This is a genomic window from Streptomyces sp. NPDC093252 (assembly GCF_040683675.1).
In the GTDB taxonomy this organism is placed as follows: Bacteria; Actinomycetota; Actinomycetes; order Streptomycetales; family Streptomycetaceae; genus Streptomyces.
The window spans coordinates 281,090-304,722 of sequence record NZ_JBFBEM010000011.1 but is presented as its reverse complement, the minus strand read 5'-3'; the positions used below and the strand labels follow the sequence as shown (position 1 = coordinate 304,722).

General features: G+C 71.0%; 20 protein-coding genes. 18 read left to right on the top strand and 2 right to left on the bottom strand.

The annotated features are described in order from the left end of the window. Positions 1-599: 599 nt before the first annotated feature. From AB0O01_RS24220 to AB0O01_RS24185, 8 genes are all read left to right on the top strand, one after another. Positions 600-1,604, top strand: a complete 1,005-nt coding sequence (locus AB0O01_RS24220) for an ABC transporter permease (protein ID WP_365316355.1) — start codon at positions 600-602, stop codon at positions 1,602-1,604. A gap of 83 nt (positions 1,605-1,687) precedes the next feature. Next, positions 1,688-3,502 (top strand): ABC transporter substrate-binding protein, encoded by a 1,815-nt coding sequence (locus tag AB0O01_RS24215; RefSeq protein WP_365316353.1) that lies wholly within the window; start codon positions 1,688-1,690, stop codon positions 3,500-3,502. 110 nt (positions 3,503-3,612) lie between these two features. Next, positions 3,613-4,611 carry an ABC transporter permease gene (locus AB0O01_RS24210; protein ID WP_365316351.1) on the top strand — a complete coding sequence of 333 codons (999 nt, stop codon included), beginning with the start codon at positions 3,613-3,615 and terminating at the stop codon, positions 4,609-4,611. Further along, complete coding sequence (locus AB0O01_RS24205) at positions 4,608-5,738, top strand: ABC transporter ATP-binding protein (RefSeq protein ID WP_365316349.1); 1,131 nt, start codon at positions 4,608-4,610, stop codon at positions 5,736-5,738. Before AB0O01_RS24210 ends, AB0O01_RS24205 begins: the two co-directional genes overlap by 4 nt. Next, on the top strand, positions 5,735-6,979 hold the full coding sequence (locus tag AB0O01_RS24200) for a dipeptide ABC transporter ATP-binding protein (protein ID WP_365316347.1): 1,245 nt from the start codon (positions 5,735-5,737) through the stop codon (positions 6,977-6,979). Before AB0O01_RS24205 ends, AB0O01_RS24200 begins: the two co-directional genes overlap by 4 nt. A gap of 96 nt (positions 6,980-7,075) precedes the next feature. After that, positions 7,076-7,741, top strand: coding sequence for a trimeric intracellular cation channel family protein (locus tag AB0O01_RS24195; RefSeq protein WP_365316344.1), 666 nt, complete (start codon positions 7,076-7,078; stop codon positions 7,739-7,741). 63 nt (positions 7,742-7,804) lie between these two features. Further along, positions 7,805-8,650 carry a thioesterase family protein gene (locus AB0O01_RS24190; RefSeq protein ID WP_365316342.1) on the top strand — a complete coding sequence of 282 codons (846 nt, stop codon included), beginning with the start codon at positions 7,805-7,807 and terminating at the stop codon, positions 8,648-8,650. Between the two features lie 141 nt (positions 8,651-8,791). Continuing rightward, on the top strand, positions 8,792-9,961 hold the full coding sequence (locus AB0O01_RS24185) for a cysteine desulfurase family protein (protein WP_365316340.1): 1,170 nt from the start codon (positions 8,792-8,794) through the stop codon (positions 9,959-9,961). A 21-nt stretch (positions 9,962-9,982) separates the two neighbouring features. Here AB0O01_RS24185 and AB0O01_RS24180 read toward each other — a convergent pair whose 3' ends face one another. Further along, positions 9,983-10,672: an N-acetylmuramoyl-L-alanine amidase gene (locus AB0O01_RS24180; protein ID WP_365316338.1), complete on the bottom strand. Its 690-nt coding sequence runs from the start codon at positions 10,670-10,672 to the stop codon at positions 9,983-9,985. Positions 10,673-10,732: 60 nt separating this feature from the next. Here AB0O01_RS24180 and mnmA point away from each other — a divergent pair, with 60 nt between their 5' ends. After that, on the top strand, positions 10,733-11,869 hold the full coding sequence (gene mnmA, locus AB0O01_RS24175) for a tRNA 2-thiouridine(34) synthase MnmA (RefSeq protein ID WP_365316336.1): 1,137 nt from the start codon (positions 10,733-10,735) through the stop codon (positions 11,867-11,869). A gap of 18 nt (positions 11,870-11,887) precedes the next feature. Here the strand turns inward: mnmA and AB0O01_RS24170 are convergent, their stop codons facing one another. Continuing rightward, entirely contained in the window at positions 11,888-12,223 is a 336-nt protein-coding gene (locus tag AB0O01_RS24170) for a DUF427 domain-containing protein (protein ID WP_365316334.1), read from the bottom strand. Between the two features lie 62 nt (positions 12,224-12,285). Between AB0O01_RS24170 and AB0O01_RS24165 the strand changes: the two genes are divergently transcribed. From AB0O01_RS24165 to gatB, 9 genes are all read left to right on the top strand, one after another. After that, positions 12,286-12,825, top strand: a complete 540-nt coding sequence (locus tag AB0O01_RS24165; protein ID WP_365316332.1) for a TIGR00730 family Rossman fold protein — start codon at positions 12,286-12,288, stop codon at positions 12,823-12,825. A gap of 34 nt (positions 12,826-12,859) precedes the next feature. Then, positions 12,860-13,549, top strand: coding sequence for an SDR family oxidoreductase (locus tag AB0O01_RS24160; RefSeq protein ID WP_365316330.1), 690 nt, complete (start codon positions 12,860-12,862; stop codon positions 13,547-13,549). A gap of 128 nt (positions 13,550-13,677) precedes the next feature. Next, positions 13,678-14,682: a methionine synthase gene (locus AB0O01_RS24155; RefSeq protein WP_365316328.1), complete on the top strand. Its 1,005-nt coding sequence runs from the start codon at positions 13,678-13,680 to the stop codon at positions 14,680-14,682. 15 nt (positions 14,683-14,697) lie between these two features. Beyond that, positions 14,698-16,902, top strand: a complete 2,205-nt coding sequence (ligA, locus tag AB0O01_RS24150) for an NAD-dependent DNA ligase LigA (RefSeq protein WP_365316326.1) — start codon at positions 14,698-14,700, stop codon at positions 16,900-16,902. 293 nt (positions 16,903-17,195) lie between these two features. Beyond that, positions 17,196-19,418, top strand: a complete 2,223-nt coding sequence (locus tag AB0O01_RS24145) for an EAL domain-containing protein (RefSeq protein ID WP_365316324.1) — start codon at positions 17,196-17,198, stop codon at positions 19,416-19,418. 314 nt (positions 19,419-19,732) lie between these two features. Continuing rightward, positions 19,733-20,029, top strand: a complete 297-nt coding sequence (gene gatC / locus AB0O01_RS24140; RefSeq protein WP_023546575.1) for an Asp-tRNA(Asn)/Glu-tRNA(Gln) amidotransferase subunit GatC — start codon at positions 19,733-19,735, stop codon at positions 20,027-20,029. 53 nt (positions 20,030-20,082) lie between these two features. Then, the gene (gene gatA / locus AB0O01_RS24135; protein WP_365316456.1) at positions 20,083-21,585 is read left to right on the top strand and encodes an Asp-tRNA(Asn)/Glu-tRNA(Gln) amidotransferase subunit GatA; all 1,503 of its coding nucleotides are present in this window, start codon (positions 20,083-20,085) and stop codon (positions 21,583-21,585) included. Next, the gene (locus AB0O01_RS24130) at positions 21,582-21,824 is read left to right on the top strand and encodes a hypothetical protein (RefSeq protein WP_362758508.1); all 243 of its coding nucleotides are present in this window, start codon (positions 21,582-21,584) and stop codon (positions 21,822-21,824) included. Before gatA ends, AB0O01_RS24130 begins: the two co-directional genes overlap by 4 nt. A gap of 15 nt (positions 21,825-21,839) precedes the next feature. Next, complete coding sequence (gene gatB, locus AB0O01_RS24125; protein ID WP_365316322.1) at positions 21,840-23,354, top strand: Asp-tRNA(Asn)/Glu-tRNA(Gln) amidotransferase subunit GatB; 1,515 nt, start codon at positions 21,840-21,842, stop codon at positions 23,352-23,354. Positions 23,355-23,633 lie beyond the last annotated feature (279 nt).

The window sequence follows — 23,633 nt, the reverse complement described above, 5'->3', positions numbered from 1 at the left end:
GCGGCCCCACAGCCACCGACCCCCATCACCCCCCCCCGGGCGGCAGCAACCCCGGCACCACCGACCGGCCGCCACCGGACAGCGACCCGGGACCCACCGCCCCCAGTCCCCGCCAATCCCCGCAAGTCCCCCCAGTCCCCGCCAGTCCCCGCCAGTCCCCCCAGTCCCACCGGGTCCCCGCCGGACAACCCCACCAAGCGCCCCCGCCCCACCCTCCCCTCGCCTTCCCCCGCGCCCCCGCGCGTTTCACCCCCGCCCTCCCCGCTGCCCACGTTCTGGACAGCCACGCCCCGCCGCCCGGTTCCGATCCCTCTCTCCGCGCGTAGAAGTGGGTGGATTAAAGGGCGTTCGGCTGACTTGTCTGGATTCATCCTTGTCCTGCCGCCGCCACCCGCTGTCCGGATAACGGAACTCCCAGGACAGCATCACGGTTACGCATCCATTCACCGTCAAGTCTGGCAACAGATCGCCAAAGCGTTGAAGACTCCCGCTCCAGGGGTGTGGACCAGGTGTGTGCCCCCTGTGTACGACGGACTGAAGACGCCGCCACCGCGGCAAGTGCGGGCCGGCTACCGCCGGTTGAGAGGGGTCCCTGCCAGATGACGGCACCAATCCACGAGCCGACCGCCGAGGCGGCCCCGAGCGCGGCCGAGGAAGCGACGGCGCCCGGCGCCGCGAAGGCCGTACAGGGCCGGTCCCTGGGCCGGATCGCCTGGGAGCGTCTCAAGCGGGACAGGCTCGCGCTCGCGGGCGGTGTCCTCGTGCTCCTGCTCATCCTGGTCGCCGTGCTCGCCCCCGTGATCACCTCGCTCGCCGGTCAGGACCCCGAGTCCCACCACGAGGACCTGATCGACCCGCTGTTCGGCACCCCGACCGGCTCCCTGGGCGGCATCAGCGGCGACCACTGGCTCGGCGTCGAACCCGTCAACGGCCGCGACATCTTCGCCCGGATCGTCTACGGCGCCCAGATCTCGCTGCTGGTCGGCTTTCTGTCCGCGCTGGTCGCGGTGGTGCTCGGCACCGTGCTGGGCATCCTGGCGGGCTTCTTCGGCGGCTGGGTCGACTCGGTCATCAGCCGGGTGATGGACGGTCTGCTGGCCTTCCCGCAGTTGCTGTTCATCATCGCCCTGGTCTCCGTGATGCCGAACGAGATGCTGGGCCTCACCGGCACCGGGGTCCGGCTGTTCGTGATGATCCTGGTCATCGGCTTCTTCGGCTGGCCCTACATCGGACGTGTGGTGCGCGGCCAGACGCTCTCCCTGCGCGAGCGGGAGTACGTCGAGGCGGCCCGGTCGCTGGGCGCCGGGCGCTTCTACATCCTGTTCAAGGAACTGCTGCCCAACCTCGTCGCCCCGATCATCGTGTACACGACGATGATGATCCCCACCAACATCCTCACCGAGGCGGCGCTCAGCTTCCTGGGCGTGGGCGTCAAACCGCCCACGGCCTCCTGGGGACAGATGCTCTCCAGCGCGATCGACTACTACGACTCGGACCCCATGTACATGGTGATCCCGGGCGTGGCGATCTTCATCACCGTGCTGGCGTTCAACCTCTTCGGCGACGGCGTGCGCGACGCGCTCGACCCCAAGGGCTCCCGCTGACACCGCCGTCCCGAGCGGCCGAACCCCCAAGCGACCCGTGGATCTTCACGGGGTCTCTCATCAAATCCGGAGGATCCGAGATCGTGACTACCCAACGCACCTCAGGGCGGCGCAAAAAGGCCATGGCCGCTGCCGCGGTGGTCGCCGCGCTGCTGGCCACGGCGGCGTGCGGCGGCGGCGGTGGCAACGACGACAACGATGGCGGCGGCTCGAAGAACGGCGCGGCCGGCTTCGACGCGGCCAACAACAAGGTCGCCCAGGCCGAGCAGGCCAAGAAGGGCGGCACGCTGAAGTTCGCCGCCGCCCAGGACGCCGACTCGTGGGACACCACCCGCGGCTACTACGGCTTCATGTGGAACTTCTCCCGCTACTACTCCCGCCAGCTCGTCACCAACAAGACGGAGCCCGGCAAGGCCGGCGCGGAGATCACCCCGGACCTCGCCACCGCGGTCGCCGAGGTCAGCGACGACGGCAAGACCTACACGTACACCCTGCGTGACGGTGTCACCTGGGAGGACGGCAAGCCGATCACGTCCAAGGACGTGAAGTACGGCATCGAGCGCCAGTGGGCGCAGGACGTGCTGGCCGGCGGTCCCGTCTACCTCAAGGACGTCCTGGACCCCGAGGGCGAGTACCCGGGCCCCTACAAGGACAAGTCCGCCGACAAGCTCGGTCTGAAGGCCATCGAGACGCCGGACGACAAGACCATCGTCTTCAAGCTGCCGAAGGCCAACTCGGACTTCGAGGAGATGCTGGCGCTGACCTCGGCGTCCCCGGTCCGCCAGGACATGGACACCAAGTCCAAGTACGGCCTCAAGCCGTTCTCCTCCGGCCCGTACAAGTTCGAGTCCTACGAGCCCGGCAAGTCGCTGACGCTGACCCGCAACACGAGCTGGGACCAGGCGTCCGACCCGGTGCGCAAGGCGTACCCGGACAAGATCACGGTGAACTTCTTCACCAACGCCAATGACATGGACGCCCGTCTGATCAACGGCGACTTCGACCTGGACCTCAACCAGACCGGCATGTCCCCGCAGGGCCGCACCACCGCCCTGAAGGAGCACAAGGCCAACCTGGACAACCCGGTCTCCGGCTACATCCGCTACGCGGTCTTCCCGCAGAGCGTCAAGCCGTTCGACAACGAGGCGTGCCGCAAGGCCGTCATCTACGGCGCCGACCATGTCTCGCTCCAGAACGCGCGCGGCGGCCCCATCGCCGGCGGTGACATCGGCACGAACATGCTCCCGCCGTCGGTGCCGGGCTCCGAGGGCCAGGCGTACGACCCGTACAAGCTGGCCACCGACAACAAGAGCGGCAATGTCGAGGAGGCCAAGAAGCTGCTCGCCGAGTGCGGCCAGCCCAACGGCTTCAAGACCACCATCGCGGTCCGCAACAACAAGCCGGTCGAGGTGGCCACCGCCGAGTCGCTCCAGGCGTCCCTGAAGAAGATCGGCATCGACGCCGAGATCGACCAGTACGACGGCTCCCAGACCGCCGGCATCATCGGCAGCCCCTCCAACGTGGAGAAGAAGGGCTACGGCATCATCATCATGGGCTGGGGCCCGGACTTCCCGTCCGTGCAGGGCTTCGGTCTGCCGCTGTGGGACAGCAGCTACATCCTGGAGAGCGGCAACAACAACTACGCGCTGATCGACGACCCGGCCATCGACGGCCTGTTCGACGACTACGTCAACACCCTGGACGACGCGGGCAAGACCCAGATCGCCCAGGACATCAACCACAAGGTCATGGAGGGCGGCTACTACCTGCCCTTCGTCTTCGAGAAGTTCATCAACTGGCGCTCGGACCGGCTGGCGAACATCTACACCTCCGACGGCTACAGCGGGATGTACGACTTCGTCAACCTCGGCCTGAAGTCGTCCGCCTCCGCGGAGTAACCGGTACACCCGCCGTACGGCACGAAAGGCAGGTGAAGGCCGGCGTGGCCGGACCGCGGACCATCTGATGATCTCGGGTGGTCCGCGGTCCGTGCCGCGGGCCGAGCGCTGTGCTCACTTATCTCATCAGGCGGCTGTTCGCCGCCGTTGTGATGCTGGTCGTCGTCATCGTCGTCGTCTTCAGCATCTTCTTCCTCGTCCCCAAGTGGGCGGGCGTGGACATCGCCACGAGCTTCGTGGGCAAGCAGGCCGACCCGGCCGCGGTCGAGGCCGTGCGGACCAAGCTGGGCCTGAGCGAGCCCATCTACGTCCAGGTCTGGGAGTTCTTCAAGGGCATCTTCACCGGTCGCACCTATGCCTCCGGCGGCGATGTCACGCACTGCTCCGCGCCCTGCTTCGGCTACTCCTTCCGCAGCGAGCAGGCGATCTGGCCGGTCCTCACCGACCGCTTCCCGGTCACCCTGGCGCTGGCCGTCGGCGCGGCGGTGCTGTGGCTGCTGATCGGCGTCACCGCCGGTGTGGTCTCGGCGCTCAAGCGGGGCACCCTGTGGGACCGCGGCGCGATGGTCGTCGCGCTCGCCGGTGTCTCCCTGCCGATCTACTTCACCGGTCTGCTCAGCCTCGCGGTCTTCTCCTACGGACTGGGCTGGATCGACGCCCAGTACGTGCCCTTCGAGGAGAGTTTCACCGGCTGGTTCGGCGGCATGATCCTGCCGTGGATCACCCTGGCGTTCCTGTACGCCGCCATGTACGCCCGGATCACCCGGGCCACCATGATGGAGATCCTCGGCGAGGACTACATCCGCACGGCCCGCGCCAAGGGCCTGCGCGAGACGGTCGTCATCCGCAAGCACGCCATGCGCTCCACGATGACCCCGATCCTGACCATGCTGGGTATGGACATCGGCGCCCTGATGGGCGGCGCGATCCTGACCGAGACCACCTTCAGCCTGCCCGGCCTCGGCCAGGCCGTGCTGGGCGCGATCAAGAACCAGGACCTGCCGATCATCCTCGGCGTCACCCTGATCACCTCGCTCGCGGTGCTCATCGCCAACCTCGTGGTGGACGTCCTGTACGCCGTGATCGATCCCCGAGTGAGGCTCGCATGACCGACCTGAGTAAGACCGGAGCGACCGGAGCGGCGGGCGGGACCGGAACGACCGGAGCCGCGGTGGGCGAGCCCGTGGCCGCCAAGGCGCCGAGCGCCTTCCTGGAGGTGCGCGACCTCAAGGTGCACTTCCCGACCGACGACGGCCTGGTCAAGTCCGTCGACGGGCTCAGCTTCCAGTTGGAGAAGGGCAAGACCCTCGGCATCGTCGGCGAGTCCGGCTCCGGCAAGTCGGTGACCAGCCTCGGCATCATGGGCCTGCACACGGCCGGGCAGTACGGCAAGCGCAAGGCGCGGATCTCCGGTGAGATCTGGGTCAACGGCACCGAGCTGCTGTCCGCCCCCGCCGACCAGGTCCGCCGGATGCGGGGCCGGGAGATGGCGATGATCTTCCAGGACCCGCTGTCCGCGCTGCACCCGTACTACACGATCGGCCAGCAGATCGTGGAGGCGTACCGGATCCATCACGACGTCGACAAGAAGACCGCCAAGCGGCGGGCCGTGGAGATGCTCGACCGGGTCGGCATCCCGCAGCCCGACAAGCGCGTCGACAACTATCCGCATGAGTTCTCCGGCGGGATGCGCCAGCGCGCGATGATCGCGATGTCGCTGGTCAACAACCCCGAACTGCTGATCGCGGACGAGCCGACCACCGCCCTGGACGTCACCGTCCAGGCGCAGATCCTGGATCTGATCCGCGATCTCCAGACGGAGTTCGGCTCGGCGGTCATCATCATCACCCACGACCTGGGCGTGGTCGCCGAACTCGCCGACGACCTGCTGGTGATGTACGGCGGCCGGTGCGTGGAGCGCGGCCCGGCCGAGAAGGTGTTCTACGAGCCCCGCCACCCCTACACCTGGGGACTGCTCGGCTCGATGCCCCGCCTCGACCGCGACCAGCAGGAACGGCTGGTGCCCGTCAAGGGCTCCCCGCCCTCCCTGATCAACCTCCCGTCCGGCTGCGCCTTCAACCCGCGCTGTCCCTACGCCGATGTCCCCAAGGACAATGTGACCCGTACGGTCCGCCCGGAACTGGCCGAGGTCGGCAGCCGGCACTGGGCCGCCTGCCATATGTCCCCGGAGCAGCGCGAGCGGATCTGGACCGAAGAGATTGCGCCCAAGCTGTGAGTGACGCCAAAGACGGAAACGACGGCAAGGCCGGGAGCACGAAGGTGACCATCCCCGCGCAGAGCGCCGAGGGGACCGCCACCCTGACGAAGGACCCCGCCCCCGGCGAGGTCCTGCTGCGGGTGAGCGGGCTCCAGAAGCACTTCCCGATCCGCAAGGGCCTGCTCAAGCGGCAGGTCGGCGCGGTCCGCGCGGTCGACGGGCTGGACTTCGAGGTGCGCGCCGGGGAGACCCTCGGCGTGGTCGGCGAGTCCGGCTGCGGCAAGTCGACCATGGGGCGGCTGATCACCCGGCTGCTGGAGCCCACGGCCGGCACGGTGGAGTTCGAGGGCCGGGACATCACCCATCTCGGGGTGAGCGGGATGCGCCCGCTGCGCCGCGATGTCCAGATGATCTTCCAGGACCCGTACTCCTCCCTGAACCCCCGCCACACCATCGGCACGATCATCGGCGCCCCCTTCAAGCTCCAGGGCGTCACGCCCGAGGGCGGGATCAAGAAGGAGGTGCAGCGGCTGCTGTCGGTGGTGGGGCTCAACCCGGAGCACTACAACCGCTACCCGCACGAGTTCTCCGGCGGCCAGCGCCAGCGCATCGGCATCGCCCGCGCGCTCGCCCTGAACCCCCGCCTGGTGGTGGCGGACGAGCCGGTCTCCGCGCTGGACGTCTCCATCCAGGCCCAGGTCGTCAACCTCCTCGACGACCTCCAGAGCGAGCTGGGCCTGACCTATGTGATCATCGCCCACGACCTCTCCGTCGTCCGGCATGTCTCGGACCGGATCGCGGTGATGTACCTCGGCAAGATCGTGGAGCTGGCCGACCGCGATCTGCTCTACAAGACGCCGATGCACCCGTACACCAAGGCCCTGATGTCGGCGGTGCCGATCCCGGACCCGTCCCGCCGGTCCGCGAAGAGCGAGCGGATCCTGCTGCGCGGGGACGTCCCCTCGCCGATCTCCCCGCCGAGCGGCTGCCGCTTCCACACCCGGTGCTGGAAGGCGACGGAGATCTGCAAGGCCCAGGAGCCGCCGCTGATCGAGCTGCGCCCCGGCCAGCAGGTGGCCTGCCACCACCCGGAGAACTTCGAGGACCAGGCCCCCCAGGACACCGTGCTGCTGACGGTGGCCAAGGAGGCGGCCGAGCTGGTCGCCGACGAGGTGCTGGCGGAGTCGGCGGAGACCAGCGCGGCGGTGGCGAACGCGGTGGCCGAGGATTCTCCCGAGGGCGAGTCCGGCGAAAAGTAGAAGAGACGCATGCGGCAAGTAGAAGAGACGCATGCGACACCCGCCCCCTGCCTTGTTTCATAAGGCAGGGGGTGTGTCTTGCGTCAGAATGTCAGGGTGCTCGAACCGTTCTTCAGCCCTTCCGTCCAGCACACGCTCGACCTGATCGGCATCTTCGTCTTCGCGATCTCCGGCGCCCTGCTGGCGGTCCGCAAGAACTTCGACGTCTTCGGCATCGCCGTCCTCGCCGAGGTCACCGCGCTGGGCGGCGGGCTGTTCCGGGACGTGGTGATCGGCGCGGTGCCCCCGGCCGCCTTCACCGACCTCGGCTACTTCCTCACCCCGCTCCTCGCCGCCCTGCTGGTGATCTTCCTCCACCCCCAGGTGGAGCGGATCCAGACCGGGGTGAATGTCTTCGACGCGGCCGGCCTCGGCCTGTTCTGCGTGACGGGCACCATCAAGGCGTACGAGTACGGGCTCGGGCTGCACGCGGCGGCGGCCCTCGGCCTGGCGACCGCCGTGGGCGGCGGCGTACTGCGGGACGTGCTGGCCAACGAGGTCCCGTCCCTGCTCCGCTGGGACCGCGACCTCTACGCCGTCCCCGCCATCGTCGGCGCCGTCCTGGTCGTGCTCTGCATCCGCTACGACGCCCTCACCCCCCTGACCAGCGGCCTCGCGGCCCTCACCGCCTTCGTGCTGCGCCTGCTGGCGATGCGCTACCACTGGCGGGCCCCGAGGGCGTGGAACCGGCGGTCGACGGTACGGGAGGGGGAGGGGGCGTGAACCCTCCAGGGGACCGGCCGCTAAAAGCTACCGCTTAGTATCTCATTCCTGTACCGTACCGCCATGGCTCAGGCATCCCAGGCGGTCATCGGCGACAGCGAGTTCGACCGCGACACCGCGGTGACCCGCCGCTCCGAGGGCGTCTACGACATCGACCTCTCGCCCGGCTGGACGATCCTCGGTGCCGTCAACGGCGGCTATCTGCTGGCCGTCCTCGGCCGCGCCCTCCGGGACGCGCTGCCGCACCCCGACCCGTTCACCATCTCCGCGCACTACCTCACCGCCTCGCACCCCGGCCCGGCGACGGTCCGCACGGACGTGGTCCGCACCGGCCGCACCCTCTCCACCGGCCAGGCGTCCCTGTTCCAGTACGACGACGAGGGCCGCGAGACCGAACGCATCCGGGTCCTGGCCTCGTACGGCGATCTCGACGCCCTCCCCGAGGACATCCGCACCTCCGCGCGGCCCCCCGCCCTCCCGCCGATCGAGGGGTGCTTCGGGCCGGAGGACGCCCCGGAACCCCTGCCCGGCGACTCCGCCATGACCGACCGCCTGATGATCAAACTCGACCCGGCCACACTGGGCTGGGCGCTCGGACAGCCCTCCGGCAAGGGCGAGATGCGCGCCTGGTTCGGCCTGGCCGACGGCCGCGACGCCGACCCCCTCTCCCTCCTGCTGGCGGTGGACGCCCTTCCGCCGACCGCGTTCGAGATGGGCATCCAGGGCTGGGTGCCCACCGTCGAACTGACCGTCCACGTCCGCTGCCGCCCGGCCCCCGGCCCGCTCCGGGTCTCCGTCACCACCCGCAATCTGGCGGGGGGTTTCCTGGAGGAGGACGCCGAGATCTGGGACACGGCGGACCGGCTGGTCGCGCAGTCACGGCAGTTGGCACGGGTGCGGACGGGCTGATCGCCGCGGTCGGCGACCGTTTGGCGGCGCCGCCTCGCCGTGCGGTACGGCGGCGGTACCCGGCCCCGCCGTCCCGGCTCGTCCCCCCGGCCCGTCCCCCCGGGGAACGAGCCCGGCGGTCCGCCGTAGAATCGGCACACCATGGCTTATCTCGACCACGCCGCGACGACTCCGATGCTTCCGGAGGCGGCCGAGGCACTCACCGCCCACCTGGGCATCACGGGCAACGCCTCCTCCCTCCACGCGTCCGGCCGCGCCGCCCGCCGCACGGTCGAGGAAGCCCGGGAGAGCCTCGCGGAGGCGCTCGGCGCCCGGCCCAGCGAGGTCGTCCTCACCTCCGGCGGCACCGAGGCCGACAACCTCGCCGTGAAGGGCCTGTACTGGGCCCGCCGCGACGCCGACCCGGCCCGCACCCGGGTGCTGGCCAGCCCGGTCGAGCACCATGCCGTGCTGGACGCCGTGCACTGGCTCGGCGAGCACGAGGGGGCCACCGTCGAGTACCTCCCCGTCGACTCCTTCGGCCGGGTCCACCCCGACGCCCTGCGCGAGGCCATCGCCCGCGACCCCGGCGATGTCGCCCTCGCCACGGTGATGTGGGCCAACAACGAGATCGGTACGGTGATGGCGGTCCGCGAACTCGCCGACGCCGCCGCCGAGTTCGGGATCCCGCTGCACTCCGACGCCGTCCAGGCGTTCGGCCAGGTGCCGGTCGACTTCGGGGCCTCCGGGCTCGCCGCGCTGACCGTCTCCGGCCACAAGATCGGCGGGCCGTACGGGATCGGGGCGCTGCTGCTCGGCCGGGAGTACAGCCTCGTACCCGTGCTGCACGGGGGTGGGCAGGAGCGGCATGTGCGGTCCGGGACGCTGGATGTGCCGGCCATCGCCTCCTTCGCCGTCGCGGGACGGCTCGCCGCCGAGCGGCGGGAGTGGTTCGGGCGGGAGATCGGGGCGCTGCGGGACCGGTTGGCCGACGCCGTGCGCACGGCGGTGCCGGACGCGATCCTCGGCGGCGACCCGGCACCCGGGGGGCGACTTCCGGCCAACGCCCACTTCACCTTCCCCGGCTGCGAGGGCGACTCCCTCCTCCTGCTCCTCGACGCCCAGGGCATCGAGTGCTCCACCGGCTCCGCCTGCACGGCCGGGGTGGCCCAGCCGAGCCATGTCCTGCTGGCGACCGGCGTCGATCCCGACCTCGCCCGGGGCACCCTGCGCTTCTCCCTGGGGCACACCTCCACCGGGGCGGACGTCGAGGCGGTCGCCAAGGCGATCGGCCCGGCGGTGGAGCGGGCACGGGCGGCCGGGCTGAGCTGAACCCCGCCGGGCCGCCGGCCGCTACGGACTCGGGCTCGGTGCGGGGGTGACGCTCGCCGTGGCGGCGTTGCGCACCAGCCCCAGATAGCGGTCCCAGTCCCAGTGCGGACCCGGGTCCGTGTGGTCCGTGCCCGGGACCTCGACATGGCCGAGTATGTGCTCCCGGTCGACGGGTATGCCGTACCGCGTGCATATCCCGGCCGTCAGCCGCGCCGACGCCTCGTACATCGCGTCCGTGAAGTCCTCCGGGCGGTCCACGAAACCCGCGTGCTCGATGCCCACACTGCGTTCGTTGTAGTCCCGGTTGCCCGCGTGGTAGGCCACGTCCAGCTCGCGGATCATCTGGGTGATCGCCCCGTCCTGCCCCACGATGTAATGGGCCGCCGCGCCGTGCCCCGGGTCCTGGAAGACCCGTACCGCGCTGTCGAAACTGCCCTGGGTGACATGGACGATCACCATGTCCACCGTGAAGTCGGCGGGGCGGTCCGCCCGGCGCCAGTTCGCCGAGGACGCCGCCACCCAGCTCGCGCCCGTGAAGTCCACCGCCCCCTCGACCCGGGGTTTCTCCACCCCCGGCACCTGCCACCACAGCCGCGACAACCGGTCGTGCGCCGCCCAGGCGCCCGCGCCGACGACCGCGGCCACACCGCCCCCGATCAGCGCCCGCCGCCCGATCCGCGATCCCGAACCGGACCCCTTCGTCTCCTCCATGTGATCGAGAACGGATACTCGCGGGCCCAGGTTCCCGGCCGCCCTTACCCTGGAGGGGCTATGACTGACACCCCGCAGCGCACCCGTCCCCTCCGCGTCCTCGCCGCCATGTCCGGCGGGGTCGATTCCGCCGTCGCCGCCGCCCGGGCCGCCGAAGCGGGCCACGACGTGACCGGCGTCCACCTGGCCCTCTCCGCGAACCCGCAATCGTTCCGCACGGGCGCGCGCGGCTGCTGCACCATCGAGGACTCCCGCGACGCCCGCCGCGCGGCCGATGTCATCGGCATCCCCTTCTACGTCTGGGACCTCGCCGACCGCTTCCGCGAGGACGTGGTGGAGGACTTCGTCGCCGAGTACGAGGCGGGCCGCACCCCGAACCCCTGCCTGCGCTGCAACGAGAAGATCAAGTTCGCCGCGCTGCTGGACAAGGCCCTCGCGCTCGGCTTCGACGCGGTGTGCACCGGCCACTACGCCAAGGTCGTCACCCTCGCGGACGGCTCCCGCGAACTGCACCGCGCCTCCGACATGGCCAAGGACCAGTCGTACGTCCTCGGGGTGCTGGACGAGCGGCAGCTCGCGCACGCCCTGTTCCCGCTCGGCGACACCCTCACCACCAAGGACGAGATCCGCGCGGAGGCCGAGCGGCGGGGCCTGGCCGTCGCCAAGAAGCCCGACTCGCACGACATCTGCTTCATCGCCGACGGCGACACCCAGGGCTTCCTGGCCCGCCGCCTGGGCACCGCCGAGGGCGCCATCGTGGACGAGTCCGGCACCCGCCTGGGCACCCACGAGGGCGCCTACGGCTTCACCATCGGCCAGCGCAAGGGCCTGCGCATCGGCACCCCGGCCCCCGACGGCAAGCCCCGCTACGTCCTGGACATCTCCCCGGTCGACAACACGGTGACGGTCGGCCCCGCCGCCGCCCTCGACGTCACTGCCCTCACCGCGATCCGCCCCCGCTGGTGCGGCACGGCCCCCACCGGCCCCGGCGCCTACACCGCCCAGCTCCGCGCCCACGGCGGCGAGACGGAGGTCATGGCGGAGGTGGCGGCCGACGGCGACCTGCACGTCCGCTTCACGGATCCGGTCCGGGGGGTGGCCCCCGGCCAGGCGATCGTCCTGTACGACGGCACCCGGGTGGTCGGCTCGGCGACGATCGCGACGACGACGCGGGCGACGGCGGCTGCGGCGGTCTGACGCCGCCCTGGTGGCGGCCTACTCTGCCGGGTCCACCTCGACCTGGTAGAAGCACAGATGGTCCTTGATCGGCGCCACGCCCTCCTTGGGCTCCGGATACCCCCACACCAGGTCGGCGGCGTCCGGCAGGGACCAGTAGGACGCCGTGCCCTTGAAGGGGCAGTAGGTGTGGGTCCCGGACGGGGTGAGGAGGTCCAGGCGGACGTCCTCGGCCGGGAGGTAGTAGCGCGGGGGACAGCCGGTCTCGCGCAGGACGAGGGCCCGGTCGCTCTCGGCCAGCACCTGGCCGTCGTGGACCGCGCGCACGCGGTCGGGGCTCGCTTCGATGGTGATCGTGTGTCCGTCAGCAGTCATGAAGGCGTCAGCGCGTACCGGCCCCGGGTTCTTCCCCGGCACACCCCCGTACGGTGGTCCTCATGCGTATCTGTGTCTTCCTCTCCGCCAACGATCTCGCCGACCGCTACACCCGCCCCGCGCGCGAGTTCGCGGAACTGATGGGCAAGGGCGGGCACACCCTCGTCTGGGGCGGCTCGGACACCGGACTGATGAAGGTCGTCGCGGACGGGGTCCAGGAGACGGGCGGGCGCCTGGTGGGCGTCTCGGTGGAGTTCCTGGCGGCGAAGGCACGGCCCGGGGCGGACGAGATGGTGATCACCCGGGACCTCGCCGAACGCAAGAGGCTGCTCCTGGAGAAGGCCGACGCGGTCGTCGTCATGGTCGGCGGCACCGGCACCCTCGACGAGGCCACCGAGATCCTGGAACTGAAGAAGCACGGGCACACCGACAAGCCGGTGGTGCTCTTGAACACCGCGGGCTTCTACGACGGGCTGAAGGAGCAGTTCCGGCGGATGGAGGAGGAAGGTTTCCTGCCGGTTCCGCTGAGCAGCCTGGTGTTCTTCGCGGAGGAGCCGGTGGGGGCGCTGGCGTATCTGGAAGGGACCCAGGGGGCCGTCTGACGACCGTTCGCCGGTGTGGTGCGAGCATGGCGGCATGGCTACACATGTGATCACCGGGGCCGGTTCCGGTATCGGCGCGGCCGTCGCCGCCAGGCTCCACGCGCGCGGGGACGGGATCGTGCTCCACGCGCGGGACGCGGGCCGCGCGAAGGAGCTGGCGGCGCGGTTCCCGGGCGCCCGCACCCTGGTCGGCGACCTCGCCGACCCCGGACGGCTCTCCTGGGCGCTGTCCCACCAGAGCCTCCCCGACCGGGTCGACTCCCTCCTCCACATCGCCGGGGTCATCGACCTCGGGGCGGTCGGCGACCTCACCCCCAAGACCTGGCGCCACCAGCTCGACGTCAATCTGATCGCCCCCGCCGAGCTGACCCGTCTCTTCCTGCCCCAGCTCCGGGCCGCGCGCGGGCACGTCCTGTTCGTGAACTCGGGTGCGGGACTGCGGGCCAGCGCCGACTGGTCGGCGTACGCCGCCTCCAAGCACGGCCTCAAGGCCCTCGCCGACTCCCTGCGGCACGAGGAGCACGGGAATGGGGTCCGGGTCACCTCCGTCTACCCGGGGCGCACGGCGACGCCCATGCAGGTCCGCACCCACCAGCAGGAGGGCAAGGACTACGACCCGTCGCTGTGGATCGACCCCGAGTCGGTGGCGACGACGATCGTGACGGCGCTGGATCTGCCCAGGGACGCGGAGCTGAACGATGTGACGATCAGGCCGGGGCGGTAGGGGGCGGCGTTTTGGGCGTTCCCCTTTTCACGTACCGAGACGGGTGGCTGGGTGGGCATAGGTCACGGGGGTCTGGGGGCGGAGCCCCCAGGGCGGTCACAGGGGCGCCGGGTACGTACCCTTCGGGGGTGAGTGAGAACACCCCCCGCTTCGGCGGAGCAACCGGCGTCGGGTCCATGCCGGGAGGCGACGCCAGGGAGACGGCCAGGACCGTCACCGGGACCTTCGAGGACTTTCCGTATCTCGCCGAGCTGCCCGCCCGGGGCCCCGGCGCCGACATGATCGGCCGTACCGCCGGGCTCCTGGTCGAGCTGTACGCGCGCGTGGAGCCCAGCGGCTGGCGGATCGGGGACCGGCCCGGCCGGGACACCCGCAGGGCCCGCTCCTGGCTCGGCGAGGATCTCGACGCGCTGGAGGAGTTCACCCAGGAGCACACCGGCCCGCTCAAGGTCCAGGCGGTCGGCCCCTGGACCCTCGCCGCCGCGCTGGAATTGCGGGGCGGCGAGGTCGCGCTCTCCGACCCGGGCGCCTGCCGCGACCTCGCCGCCTCCCTCGCCGAGGGCCTGCGCCTGCATCTCGCGGAACTGCGCCGCCGTATCCCCGGGGCCCGGCTCGTGCTCCAGCTCGACGAGCCGTCCCTCACCGCCGTACTGCGCGGGCAGGTGAAGAGCGCCAGCGGCTACCGGACCCACCGGGCGGTGGACCGCCAGGTGGTGGAGGGGACGCTGCGGGATGTCATCGGCGTCCATGGGGAAGGGCCGGTGATCGTGCACTCCTGCGCGCCCGACGTGCCCTTCGGGCTGCTCCGCAGGGCCGGGGCGCAGGGGATTTCCTTCGACTTCAGCCTGCTCACCGAGCGTGACGACGAGGCGATCGGGGAGGCGGTGGAGGCCGGGACGCGGCTGTTCACGGGTGTCGTGCCGGGCACGGACGGCCCATTGTCAGACCCTGCCGGTAGCGTCATGGGTGTCAGGACGCTGTGGCGCAGGCTGGGGCTGCATCCGGGCCTGCTCGCGGACGCCGTCACGATCACCCCGGCGTGCGGTCTCGCGGGCGCTTCGCCCGACTACGCCCGCAAGGCCCTCGCCCACTGCGTCCGGGCGGCGAGATCCCTCGCGGACAACCCAGAGTAACGGGAGGACGACACGGTGGCCGGCGACAAGCAAGCGGAGACGACGGCGGTGCCCGCCGAGGCACGCGAGAAGCACGCCAGGCTCGCGGAGCAGGTCGAGGAGCACCGCTTCCGGTACTACGTGAAGGACGCCCCGATCGTCAGCGACGCGGAGTTCGACCGGCTCCTGAAGTCCCTGGAGGCGCTGGAGGACCAGTACCCCGAGCTGCGCACGCCCGACTCGCCGACCCAGAAGGTCGCCGGGTCCTACGAGACGGAGTTCACGGCGGTCGAGCACCGCGAGCGGATGCTGTCGCTGGACAACACGTTCAACGACGAGGAGCTGGCCGCCTGGGCGGACCGCATCGCGCGCGAGCTGGGCGAGCAGGAGTACCACTTCCTGTGCGAGCTGAAGGTCGACGGCCTCGCCGTCAACCTCACCTATGAGCAGGGCCGTCTCACCCGCGCCGCCACCCGCGGCGACGGCCGCACGGGCGAGGACATCACGCCCAATGTGCGCACGATCGCCGAGATCCCGGACCGGCTGCACGGCGACCGGGTGCCGGACGTGGTGGAGATCCGCGGCGAGGTCTACTTCCCGATGGACGAGTTCGAGGCGCTCAACGCCCGGCTGGTCGAGGCCGGTGACAAGCCGTTCGCCAACCCGCGCAACGCGGCGGCCGGTTCGCTGCGCCAGAAGGACCCGCGGGTCACCGCCACCCGCCCCCTGCACATGGTGGTGCACGGCATCGGCGCGCTCTCCGGCTTCGACGGCATGGCCCGGCTCTCGGAGGCGTACGGCCTGCTCAAGACCTGGGGCCTGCCCACCTCCCCGCACAACCGGGTGGTCGACGACCTGGACGGCGTACGGAAGTTCATCGCCCACTACGGCGAGAACCGCCACTCGGTGGAGCACGAGATCGACGGGGTCGTCGTCAAGCTGGACGAGATCCGCCTCCAGGGCCGACTGGGCTCCACGGCCCGCGCGCCGCGCTGGGCCATCGCCTACAAGTACGCGCCGGAGGAGGTCAACACCAAGCTGGTCAACATCCGGGTGGGCGTCGGCCGCACCGGCCGGGTCACCCCGTACGCGCAGGTGGAGCCGGTGACGGTGGCCGGTTCGGAGGTGGAGTTCGCCACCCTGCACAACCAGGACGTGGTCAAGGCCAAGGGCGTCCTCATCGGGGACACGGTGGTGCTGCGCAAGGCCGGTGACGTCATCCCGGAGATCCTCGGCCCGGTCGCCGATCTGCGGGACGGCAGCGAGAAGCCGTTCGAGATGCCCGCCGAGTGCCCCGAGTGCGGTACGCCGCTCAGGCCGATGAAGGAGGGCGATGTCGATCTGCGCTGCCCCAACGCGCGCGGGTGCCCGGCCCAGTTGCGGGAGCGGCTGTTCTATCTCGCGGGCCGCAAGGCGCTGGACATCGAGCACTTCGGCTATGTGGCCGCCGCCGCCCTCACCAAGCCTCTGGAGCCGGGCGAGCCGCCCCTCGCCGACGAGGGCGATCTGTTCGACCTGACCGTGGAGCAGTTGCTGCCCATCAGGGCGTACGTCCTGGACCAGGACAGCGGGCTGCCCAAGCGGGACCCGAAGACCGGCGAGGAGAAGATCGCCACGGTCTTCGCCAACCAGGAGGGCGAAGCGAAGAAGAACGCGGTCGCGATGCTGGCCAACATCGCGGCGGCCAAGGACCGTCCGCTGGCCCGCTTCCTGACCGGGCTGTCGATCCGGCATGTCGGCCCGGTCGCCGCGCAGGCGCTCGCGCGGGAGTTCGGCTCGATCGAGCGGATCGAGCAGGCGAGCGAGGAGGAGCTGGCGGCCACGGAGGGGGTCGGCGCCATCATCGCCGCCTCGCTCAAGGAATGGTTCGCCGAGGACTGGCACCAGGAGATCCTGCGCAAGTGGCGGGCCGCGGGCGTCCGGATGGCGGACGAGCGCTCCGCCGAGGACGAGGGGCCGCGCCCCCTGGAGGGCCTCACCGTCGTCGTCACGGGCACGCTGGAGCACTTCACCCGGGACGGCGCCAAGGAGGAACTCCAGCGGCGTGGAGCAAAGGTGACCGGCTCGGTTTCGAAGAAGACAGCTTTTGTGGTCGTAGGTGACAATCCGGGGTCGAAGTACGACAAGGCGATGCAGTTGAAGGTGCCGGTGCTGGACGAGGACGGCTTCACCGTGCTGCTCGAACAGGGTCCCGAGGCGGCGACGGAAGCAGCGCTTCCGGTCGAGGAACCGACCGGCTGAGTCCAGCGTGCCACGCCCGCCGGGGGTGAAATGGCGGTCGAAGGCCACCCGTTCGGCGCATATCCGACGCATACGGGTGGCCGGGGCGCATTCGGGCAACCGTCGTCGACCGCTGCCCGTGGAAGCCCTCAGCGGCCTACTGTTGAGAGGTGCGCCTGCCGTGCCAAGCCGCGGCCGGGGCAGGCCCCGTGCTGTTCAGGAGCCGGGGAGAGGGCTTTCCGACGCGGTGCCCGGGTGGAAGCCGGGCAGCGGGCCGCCTGGCACGGGCACCGCCGGCCGTGAGAGGGACGGGAATGGAACCGACCGAGAGCGCCGCCCCGGACTCACGGCTGCGCCGACTGGCCGGCGCCTGGCGGGAGAGCCGTACGGCGCCGGGCCGGGCGGGCGCACCGGCGCGCGCGACGGCGCGGCCCCCGGCGGACGCGCCGGTCACCGTCCGGCCACCCGTGCTCCACACCGGCCCGCCCGCCCACGGCGACCCCGACGCCGAGCGGCACACCTGGCCCGCGCTCCCGGCGGCCGTCGTCGCCGCCGCGGCCTTCGTCCTCGGCGCCGGTTTCTACCACGCCTTCAGCAGCCGGCACGCGCTGTTCCCGTCCGGCGCGGTCGGCTGGTCGCTGGCGCTGCTCACCGGCATCGTCGTCGGCCACCTGGTGCTGCTCGGCCGCGCCCGCTGGAGCGGCGGCACCGGCTCCGGCGCCGCCCTCACCCTCGCCGTCCTGCTGCTCTACGGCTGGCTCCCGGCCGGCATGGTCAGCCTCACCGTCGTCGTCCTGGTCGGCATAGCCCGGCGCCACCGCTGGCGGCAGGGCGTCCTGGTCGGCGCGGTCGACATCCTCGGCATCGGCGCCGCCGCCCTGCTGCGGTCCTTCTTCGGCCCCGTGCCCTCGGTGGAGCGGCCCTGGCTGCCGGAGACCTGGACCCCGTACACCGCCACCGATGTGATCCTGGTGGCGCTCGCCTACCTCGCCGTCACCCGCGCCCTGCTCTGGTACCTGAACGCGCAGGGCGCCGGGAGGCTCCCCACCGTCGCCCGCACCACCCTGGTCCGACAGGGGCTCCTCGCCCTCGCCCTGCTCGGGATCGCCCCGCTGATCTGCGTCATCGCCATCGCCAAGCCGATCCTGCTGCCGCTGTTCGCCATCCCCCTGATCGCCTTCGACTCCACCCTGTGGATGGCCCGCGCCCGCGCCGAGGAGCAACTGCGCGACCCCCTCACCGGCCTGCCCAACCGCCAGTGGCTGCTGGAGCGCATCTGGACCGCGCTGGACGACGCCGAACGCATCGGCGCCCGCACCGCCCTGATGCTGATCGACCTCGACCGCTTCCGCTCGGTCAACGACACCCTCGGTCATCTCGCCGGGGACCGGCTGCTGCTCCAGACCGCCGACCGGGTGCGCGGGGCGCTGCCGCGCGGCGCGGAGGTGGCCCGGCTCGGCGGTGACGAGTTCGCCGTCCTGCTGCCGGTCGCCGACTCCATCACCGCCGCCACCCGCGTCGCCCGCTCCATCGTCGCCGAACTGGGCTCCCCGCTCGACCTCGACGGACTCACCCTGGTGCTGGAGGCCAGCGCCGGAGTCGCCGTCTACCCGGACCACGCGCTGGACGCCGAGGGGCTGCTGCGCCGCGCGGACGTCGCCATGTACCAGGCGAAGCGGGACCGCACGGGCGTCGAGGTCTACGAGTCCAAGCGGGACTCCAACACCCCCGACCGGCTCGGCCTGCTCGCCGATCTGCGCCGCGCGCTCGACGCGCACGAGGTGCAGTTGCACTACCAGCCCAAGGTGCGCTTCGACGGCGAGGTCGCCGGGCTGGAGGCGCTGGTGCGCTGGGTGCACCCGGAGCGGGGGAAGGTGCCGCCGGACGAGTTCATCGCCATCGCCGAGTCCTCCGGGCTGATGCCGCATCTCACCGAGTACGTGCTGGACACCGCGCTGGCACAGGTCGCCCGGTGGCGGGCGCAGGACCTGTTCGTGCCGGTCGCGGTGAACGTCTCGCCGCGCGATGTGCACACCCCGGGCTTCGCCGGGTCCGTCGCCGCCCGGCTGGCCCGGCACGGAGTGCCCGCGGGAGCGCTCCAACTGGAGATCACCGAGCATGTCCTCCTGGAGGACCCGCAGCGGGCCGCGGACACCCTCGCCGGGCTGACCGGGCACGGGGTGAAGATGTCCCTGGACGACTTCGGCACCGGGTACTCGTCCCTGGTGCATCTGCGGCGGCTGCCGGTGAGCGAGCTGAAGATCGACCGGTCGTTCGTGGCCCGGCTCGCGGTGGACACCGAGGACGCGGAGATCGTGCGCTGCACGGTCGATCTGGCGCACTCGCTGGGGCTGCTGGTCGTCGCGGAGGGCGTCGAGGACGACGAGACGTGGGAGCGGTTGCGCGACCTGGGGTGCGACGCGGTGCAGGGCTGGCTTGTCGCTGCCGCCATGCCGCCGGACGAGACGACGGCGTGGCTGCGGGCGCGGGGGGCTCGGGGGGCGTCGGGAGTGGTCTCCCACCCCGCCCGCCCATGACTCCCCGCCCGCCCATGACTCCCCGCTGAACAGGTCACCCTCGTCACCCGCCCTCCCCACCCCCAGCGGCTCCCCGTCACCACGACGGAGCGCACCGCACGCCACAGCGAGCCCCTCCCCGCGCGCCGCAGCGAGCCCCTCGCGTGCCACGGGGAGTCCCGCCCACCCTGGTCCCCCCAACCCGAGGCCCGCCCATCCCCGTCCCCCCCAACCCGAGCCCCGCCCACCCCCCTCCCCCCAACCGTTTAACGCCCACCCACCCCCTCCCCATAGGATTGAGCCAAACCACACACCACCACCCAGAGGATCGCTGCATGCCTGGCATTACGCGCGAGGAGGTCGCCCACCTCGCCCGGCTGGCGCGTCTGGAGCTGAAGCCCGAAGAACTCGACCACTTCGCCGGCCAGCTCGACGACATCATCGGCGCGGTCGCCCGCGTCAGCGAGGTCGCCGACCAAGACGTACCCCCGACCTCCCACCCGCTGCCGCTGACGAACGTCATGCGGCCGGACGAGGTCCGTCCGTCGCTCACCCCCGCGCAGGCGCTCTCCGGCGCCCCGGCCCAGGAGCAGCAGCGTTTCAAGGTGCCGCAGATCCTGGGAGAGGAGTGACCGCCATGACCGACAAGGTGACCGACAAGGTGACCCACACCGTGACCGACCACGTGATGGACGACAACAGCATCATCCGGCTCACCGCCGCCGAGACCGCCGCGAAGATCGCCTCCGGCGAGCTGACCGCCGTCCAGGTCACCGAGGCGCACCTCGCCCGGATCGACGCCGTCGACGAGAAGGTGCACGCCTTCCTGTACGTCGACCGGGAAGGGGCGCTCGCGCAGGCCCGTGCCGTGGACGAGAAGCGGGAGCGCGGCGAGAAGCTCGGCCCGCTGGCCGGGGTCCCCCTCGCGCTGAAGGACATCTTCACCACCGAGGGCATCCCGACCACCGTCGGCTCCAAGATCCTCGAAGACTGGATCCCGCCCTACGACGCCACCCTCACCCAGCGCCTCAAGGCCGCCGACGTGGTGATTCTCGGCAAGACCAACATGGACGAGTTCGCCATGGGGTCCAGCACCGAGAACAGCGCCTACGGACCGACCGGCAACCCCTGGGACCTCACCAAGATCCCCGGCGGTTCCGGAGGAGGCTCCTCCGCCGCGCTCGCCGCCTATCTCGCGCCCCTCGCCATCGGCACCGACACCGGCGGCTCCATCCGCCAGCCCGCCTCGGTGACCGGCACGGTCGGCGTCAAGCCGACGTACGGGGCGGTGTCCCGGTACGGCATGGTCGCGTTCTCGTCCTCCCTCGACCAGGGCGGGCCCTGCGCCCGTACGGTGCTCGACGCCGCCCTGCTGCACGAGGTGATCGCCGGGCACGACCCGCTGGACTCCACCTCCATCGACGCCCCGGTCCCGCCGGTCGTCGAGGCCGCCCGCAACGGCACGGTCGCCGGGATGCGCGTCGGCGTCGTCCAGCAGTTCCGCGGCGAGGGCTACCAGGCCGGGGTGATCCAGCGGTTCGACGAGTCGGTGGCGCTGCTCAAGGAGCTGGGCGCCGAGATCGTCGAGCTGGACTGCCCGTCCTTCGACCTCGCGCTCTCCGCGTACTACCTGATCGCGCCCTCCGAGTGCTCCTCCAACCTCGCCCGCTTCGACGGCCTGCGCTACGGCCGCCGCACGGGTGACGACGGCACCCACTCGGCCGAGGAGGTCACCTCGCTCACCCGCGAGGCCGGTTTCGGCCCCGAGGTCAAGCGCCGGATCATGCTCGGCACGTACGCCCTGTCCAGCGGCTACTACGACGCGTACTACGGCAGCGCCCAGAAGGTCCGTACGCTGATCACCCGGGATTTCGAGAAGGCGTTCGAGCAGGTCGACGTGATCGTCTCGCCGACCACCCCGACCACTGCCTTCGCGATCGGCGAGCGCGCCGACGACCCGATGGCGATGTACCTCGCCGACCTGTGCACCATCCCCACCAACCTGGCGGGCAACGCGGCCATGTCGCTGCCCTGCGGTCTCGCTCCGGAGGACAACCTCCCGGTCGGCCTCCAGATCATCGCCCCGGCGATGAAGGACGAGCGGCTCTACCAGGTCGGGGCCGCCGTCGAGGCCGCCTTCGTGGAAAAGTGGGGACATCCGCTCCTGGAGGAGGCTCCGTCGCTGTGAGCAATGCACTGTCCAAGGCCAAGGGCTTCAAGAAGTCCAAGTCCGGCACGTACCTGTCCATGGCCACCACCGCGTTCGGCGCGGTGGGTGTCGCCAAGCAGATCAAGAAGGCCCGCGCCGAGCACGACAATCTGCGGCTCATCGACGCGACCGTGTCCGCCGTCGCCATCGTCACCGGCCTCGCCATCCTCTACCGCGAGCTGAAGCGGCTGGGCGACGACGACGTCCTGCTGGGCTGAGAGGGAAGTTTCACCGTGACCACCACGACCGACCTGGTGTCGTACGAGGACGCCCTCGCGTCCTACGACCCCGTCATGGGCCTTGAGGTCCATGTCGAACTCGGCACCAGCACCAAGATGTTCTGCGGCTGTTCGACCACCCTCGGCGCCGACCCGAACACCCAGACCTGCCCCACCTGCCTCGGCCTGCCCGGCGCGCTGCCCGTCGTCAACGCGACCGGCGTCGAGTCCGCGATCAAGATCGGCCTCGCGCTGCACTGCGAGATCGCCGAATGGTGCCGCTTCGCCCGGAAGAACTACTTCTATCCGGACATGCCGAAGAACTTCCAGACCTCCCAGTACGACGAGCCGATCGCCTTCAACGGCTACCTCGACGTCCAGTTGGAGGACGGGGAGACCTTCCGCGTCGAGATCGAGCGCGCCCACATGGAGGAGGACACCGGCAAGTCCACCCACGTGGGCGGCGCCACCGGCCGTATCCACGGCGCCTCGCACTCGCTCCTCGACTACAACCGCGCGGGCATCCCCCTCATCGAGATCGTCACCAAGCCGATCACCGGTGCGGGCGAGCGCGCCCCCGAGGTCGCGCGGGCCTACGTCCGCGAGCTGCGCGAGCTGATCCGCGCGCTCGGCGTGTCCGAGGCCCGGATGGAGATGGGCCAGATGCGCTGCGACGTCAACCTGTCGCTGATGCGCAAGGACGCCGACACGTTCGGCACCCGCAGCGAGACCAAGAACGTCAACTCGCTGCGGTCCGTGGAGCGCGCGGCCCGCTTCGAGATCCAGCGCCACGCGGCCGTCCTGGACGCGGGCGGGACGATCGTCCAGGAGACCCGGCACTTCCACGAGGACACCGGCTCCACCACCTCCGGCCGGATCAAGGAGGAGGCCGAGGACTACCGGTACTTCCCCGAGCCCGACCTCGTCCCGGTCGCCCCGTCCCGCGCCTGGGTCGAGGAACTGCGCGCCACGCTCCCCGAACTGCCCCTGGTGCGCCGCAACCGGCTCCGCGAGGAGTGGGGGATCAGCGGCACCGAGATGCAGGCGATCCTCAACGCCGGGGCGCTGGACCCGATCGTCGCCACCATCGACGCCGGTGCCGACGCGGCCTCCGCCCGCAAATGGTGGATGGGTGAACTGGCCCGCAGCGCCAACGAGTCCGGTACGGCGCTGGAGGAGCTGGCCATCACCCCGGCGCAGGTCGCCCGGGTGACCGAGCTGGTGACCTCCGGCGACCTCAACGACAAGCTGGCCCGCCAGGTCATCGAGGGCGTCCTCGCGGGCGAGGGCACCCCGGACGAGGTGGTCGACAAGCGCGGCCTCAAGGTCGTCTCCGACGAAGGCGCCCTCGGCACCGCCGTGGACGAGGCCATCGCTGGCAACCCGGCCATCGCGGACAAGATCCGCGGCGGCAAGGTGGCGGCGGCGGGCGCGCTGGTCGGCGCGGTCATGAAGGCCACCCGGGGCCAGGCGGACGCGGCCCGCGTCAAGGAGCTGATCCTGGAGCGGCTGGGCGTCACCGAGGGCTGACCGGTCCTCCCCGAGGGGGCCGCACCGGCATCGGTGCGGCCCCTTTCGTATGTCCGTTTCCGGGTCGGGAACCCTCGGCGGCGGGTCCCCGTTCTTGTGGGTAACCGGTTCTTGTGAATAAACACACGAACCCGGCAAAGGATCATTTCCGCCTGTAAGAGTGGTCCGCGACTGCTCATCCGTTCTTTGCGGGCCGTTCAGCGCACGGACAACTGGTCCCGACTCTCCCCGGACTGTTCCCGACTGCTCCCGGTTCCCGGCCAAAGACCACCCTCCACC

What these genes read in the sequence shown, in the direction of transcription:
- AB0O01_RS24220 (WP_365316355.1), top strand. Translation starts at nt 600, where the DNA reads ATGACGGCACCAATCCACGAGCCGACCGCCGAGGCGGCCCCGAGCGCG.
- AB0O01_RS24205 (WP_365316349.1), top strand. Translation starts at nt 4,608, where the DNA reads ATGACCGACCTGAGTAAGACCGGAGCGACCGGAGCGGCGGGCGGGACC.
- AB0O01_RS24190 (WP_365316342.1), top strand. Translation starts at nt 7,805, where the DNA reads ATGGCTCAGGCATCCCAGGCGGTCATCGGCGACAGCGAGTTCGACCGC.
- AB0O01_RS24185 (WP_365316340.1), top strand. Translation starts at nt 8,792, where the DNA reads ATGGCTTATCTCGACCACGCCGCGACGACTCCGATGCTTCCGGAGGCG.
- AB0O01_RS24180 (WP_365316338.1), bottom strand. Translation starts at nt 10,672, where the DNA reads ATGGAGGAGACGAAGGGGTCCGGTTCGGGATCGCGGATCGGGCGGCGG.
- mnmA (WP_365316336.1), top strand. Translation starts at nt 10,733, where the DNA reads ATGACTGACACCCCGCAGCGCACCCGTCCCCTCCGCGTCCTCGCCGCC.
- AB0O01_RS24170 (WP_365316334.1), bottom strand. Translation starts at nt 12,223, where the DNA reads ATGACTGCTGACGGACACACGATCACCATCGAAGCGAGCCCCGACCGC.
- AB0O01_RS24165 (WP_365316332.1), top strand. Translation starts at nt 12,286, where the DNA reads ATGCGTATCTGTGTCTTCCTCTCCGCCAACGATCTCGCCGACCGCTAC.
- AB0O01_RS24160 (WP_365316330.1), top strand. Translation starts at nt 12,860, where the DNA reads ATGGCTACACATGTGATCACCGGGGCCGGTTCCGGTATCGGCGCGGCC.
- AB0O01_RS24145 (WP_365316324.1), top strand. Translation starts at nt 17,196, where the DNA reads ATGGAACCGACCGAGAGCGCCGCCCCGGACTCACGGCTGCGCCGACTG.
- gatC (WP_023546575.1), top strand. Translation starts at nt 19,733, where the DNA reads ATGCCTGGCATTACGCGCGAGGAGGTCGCCCACCTCGCCCGGCTGGCG.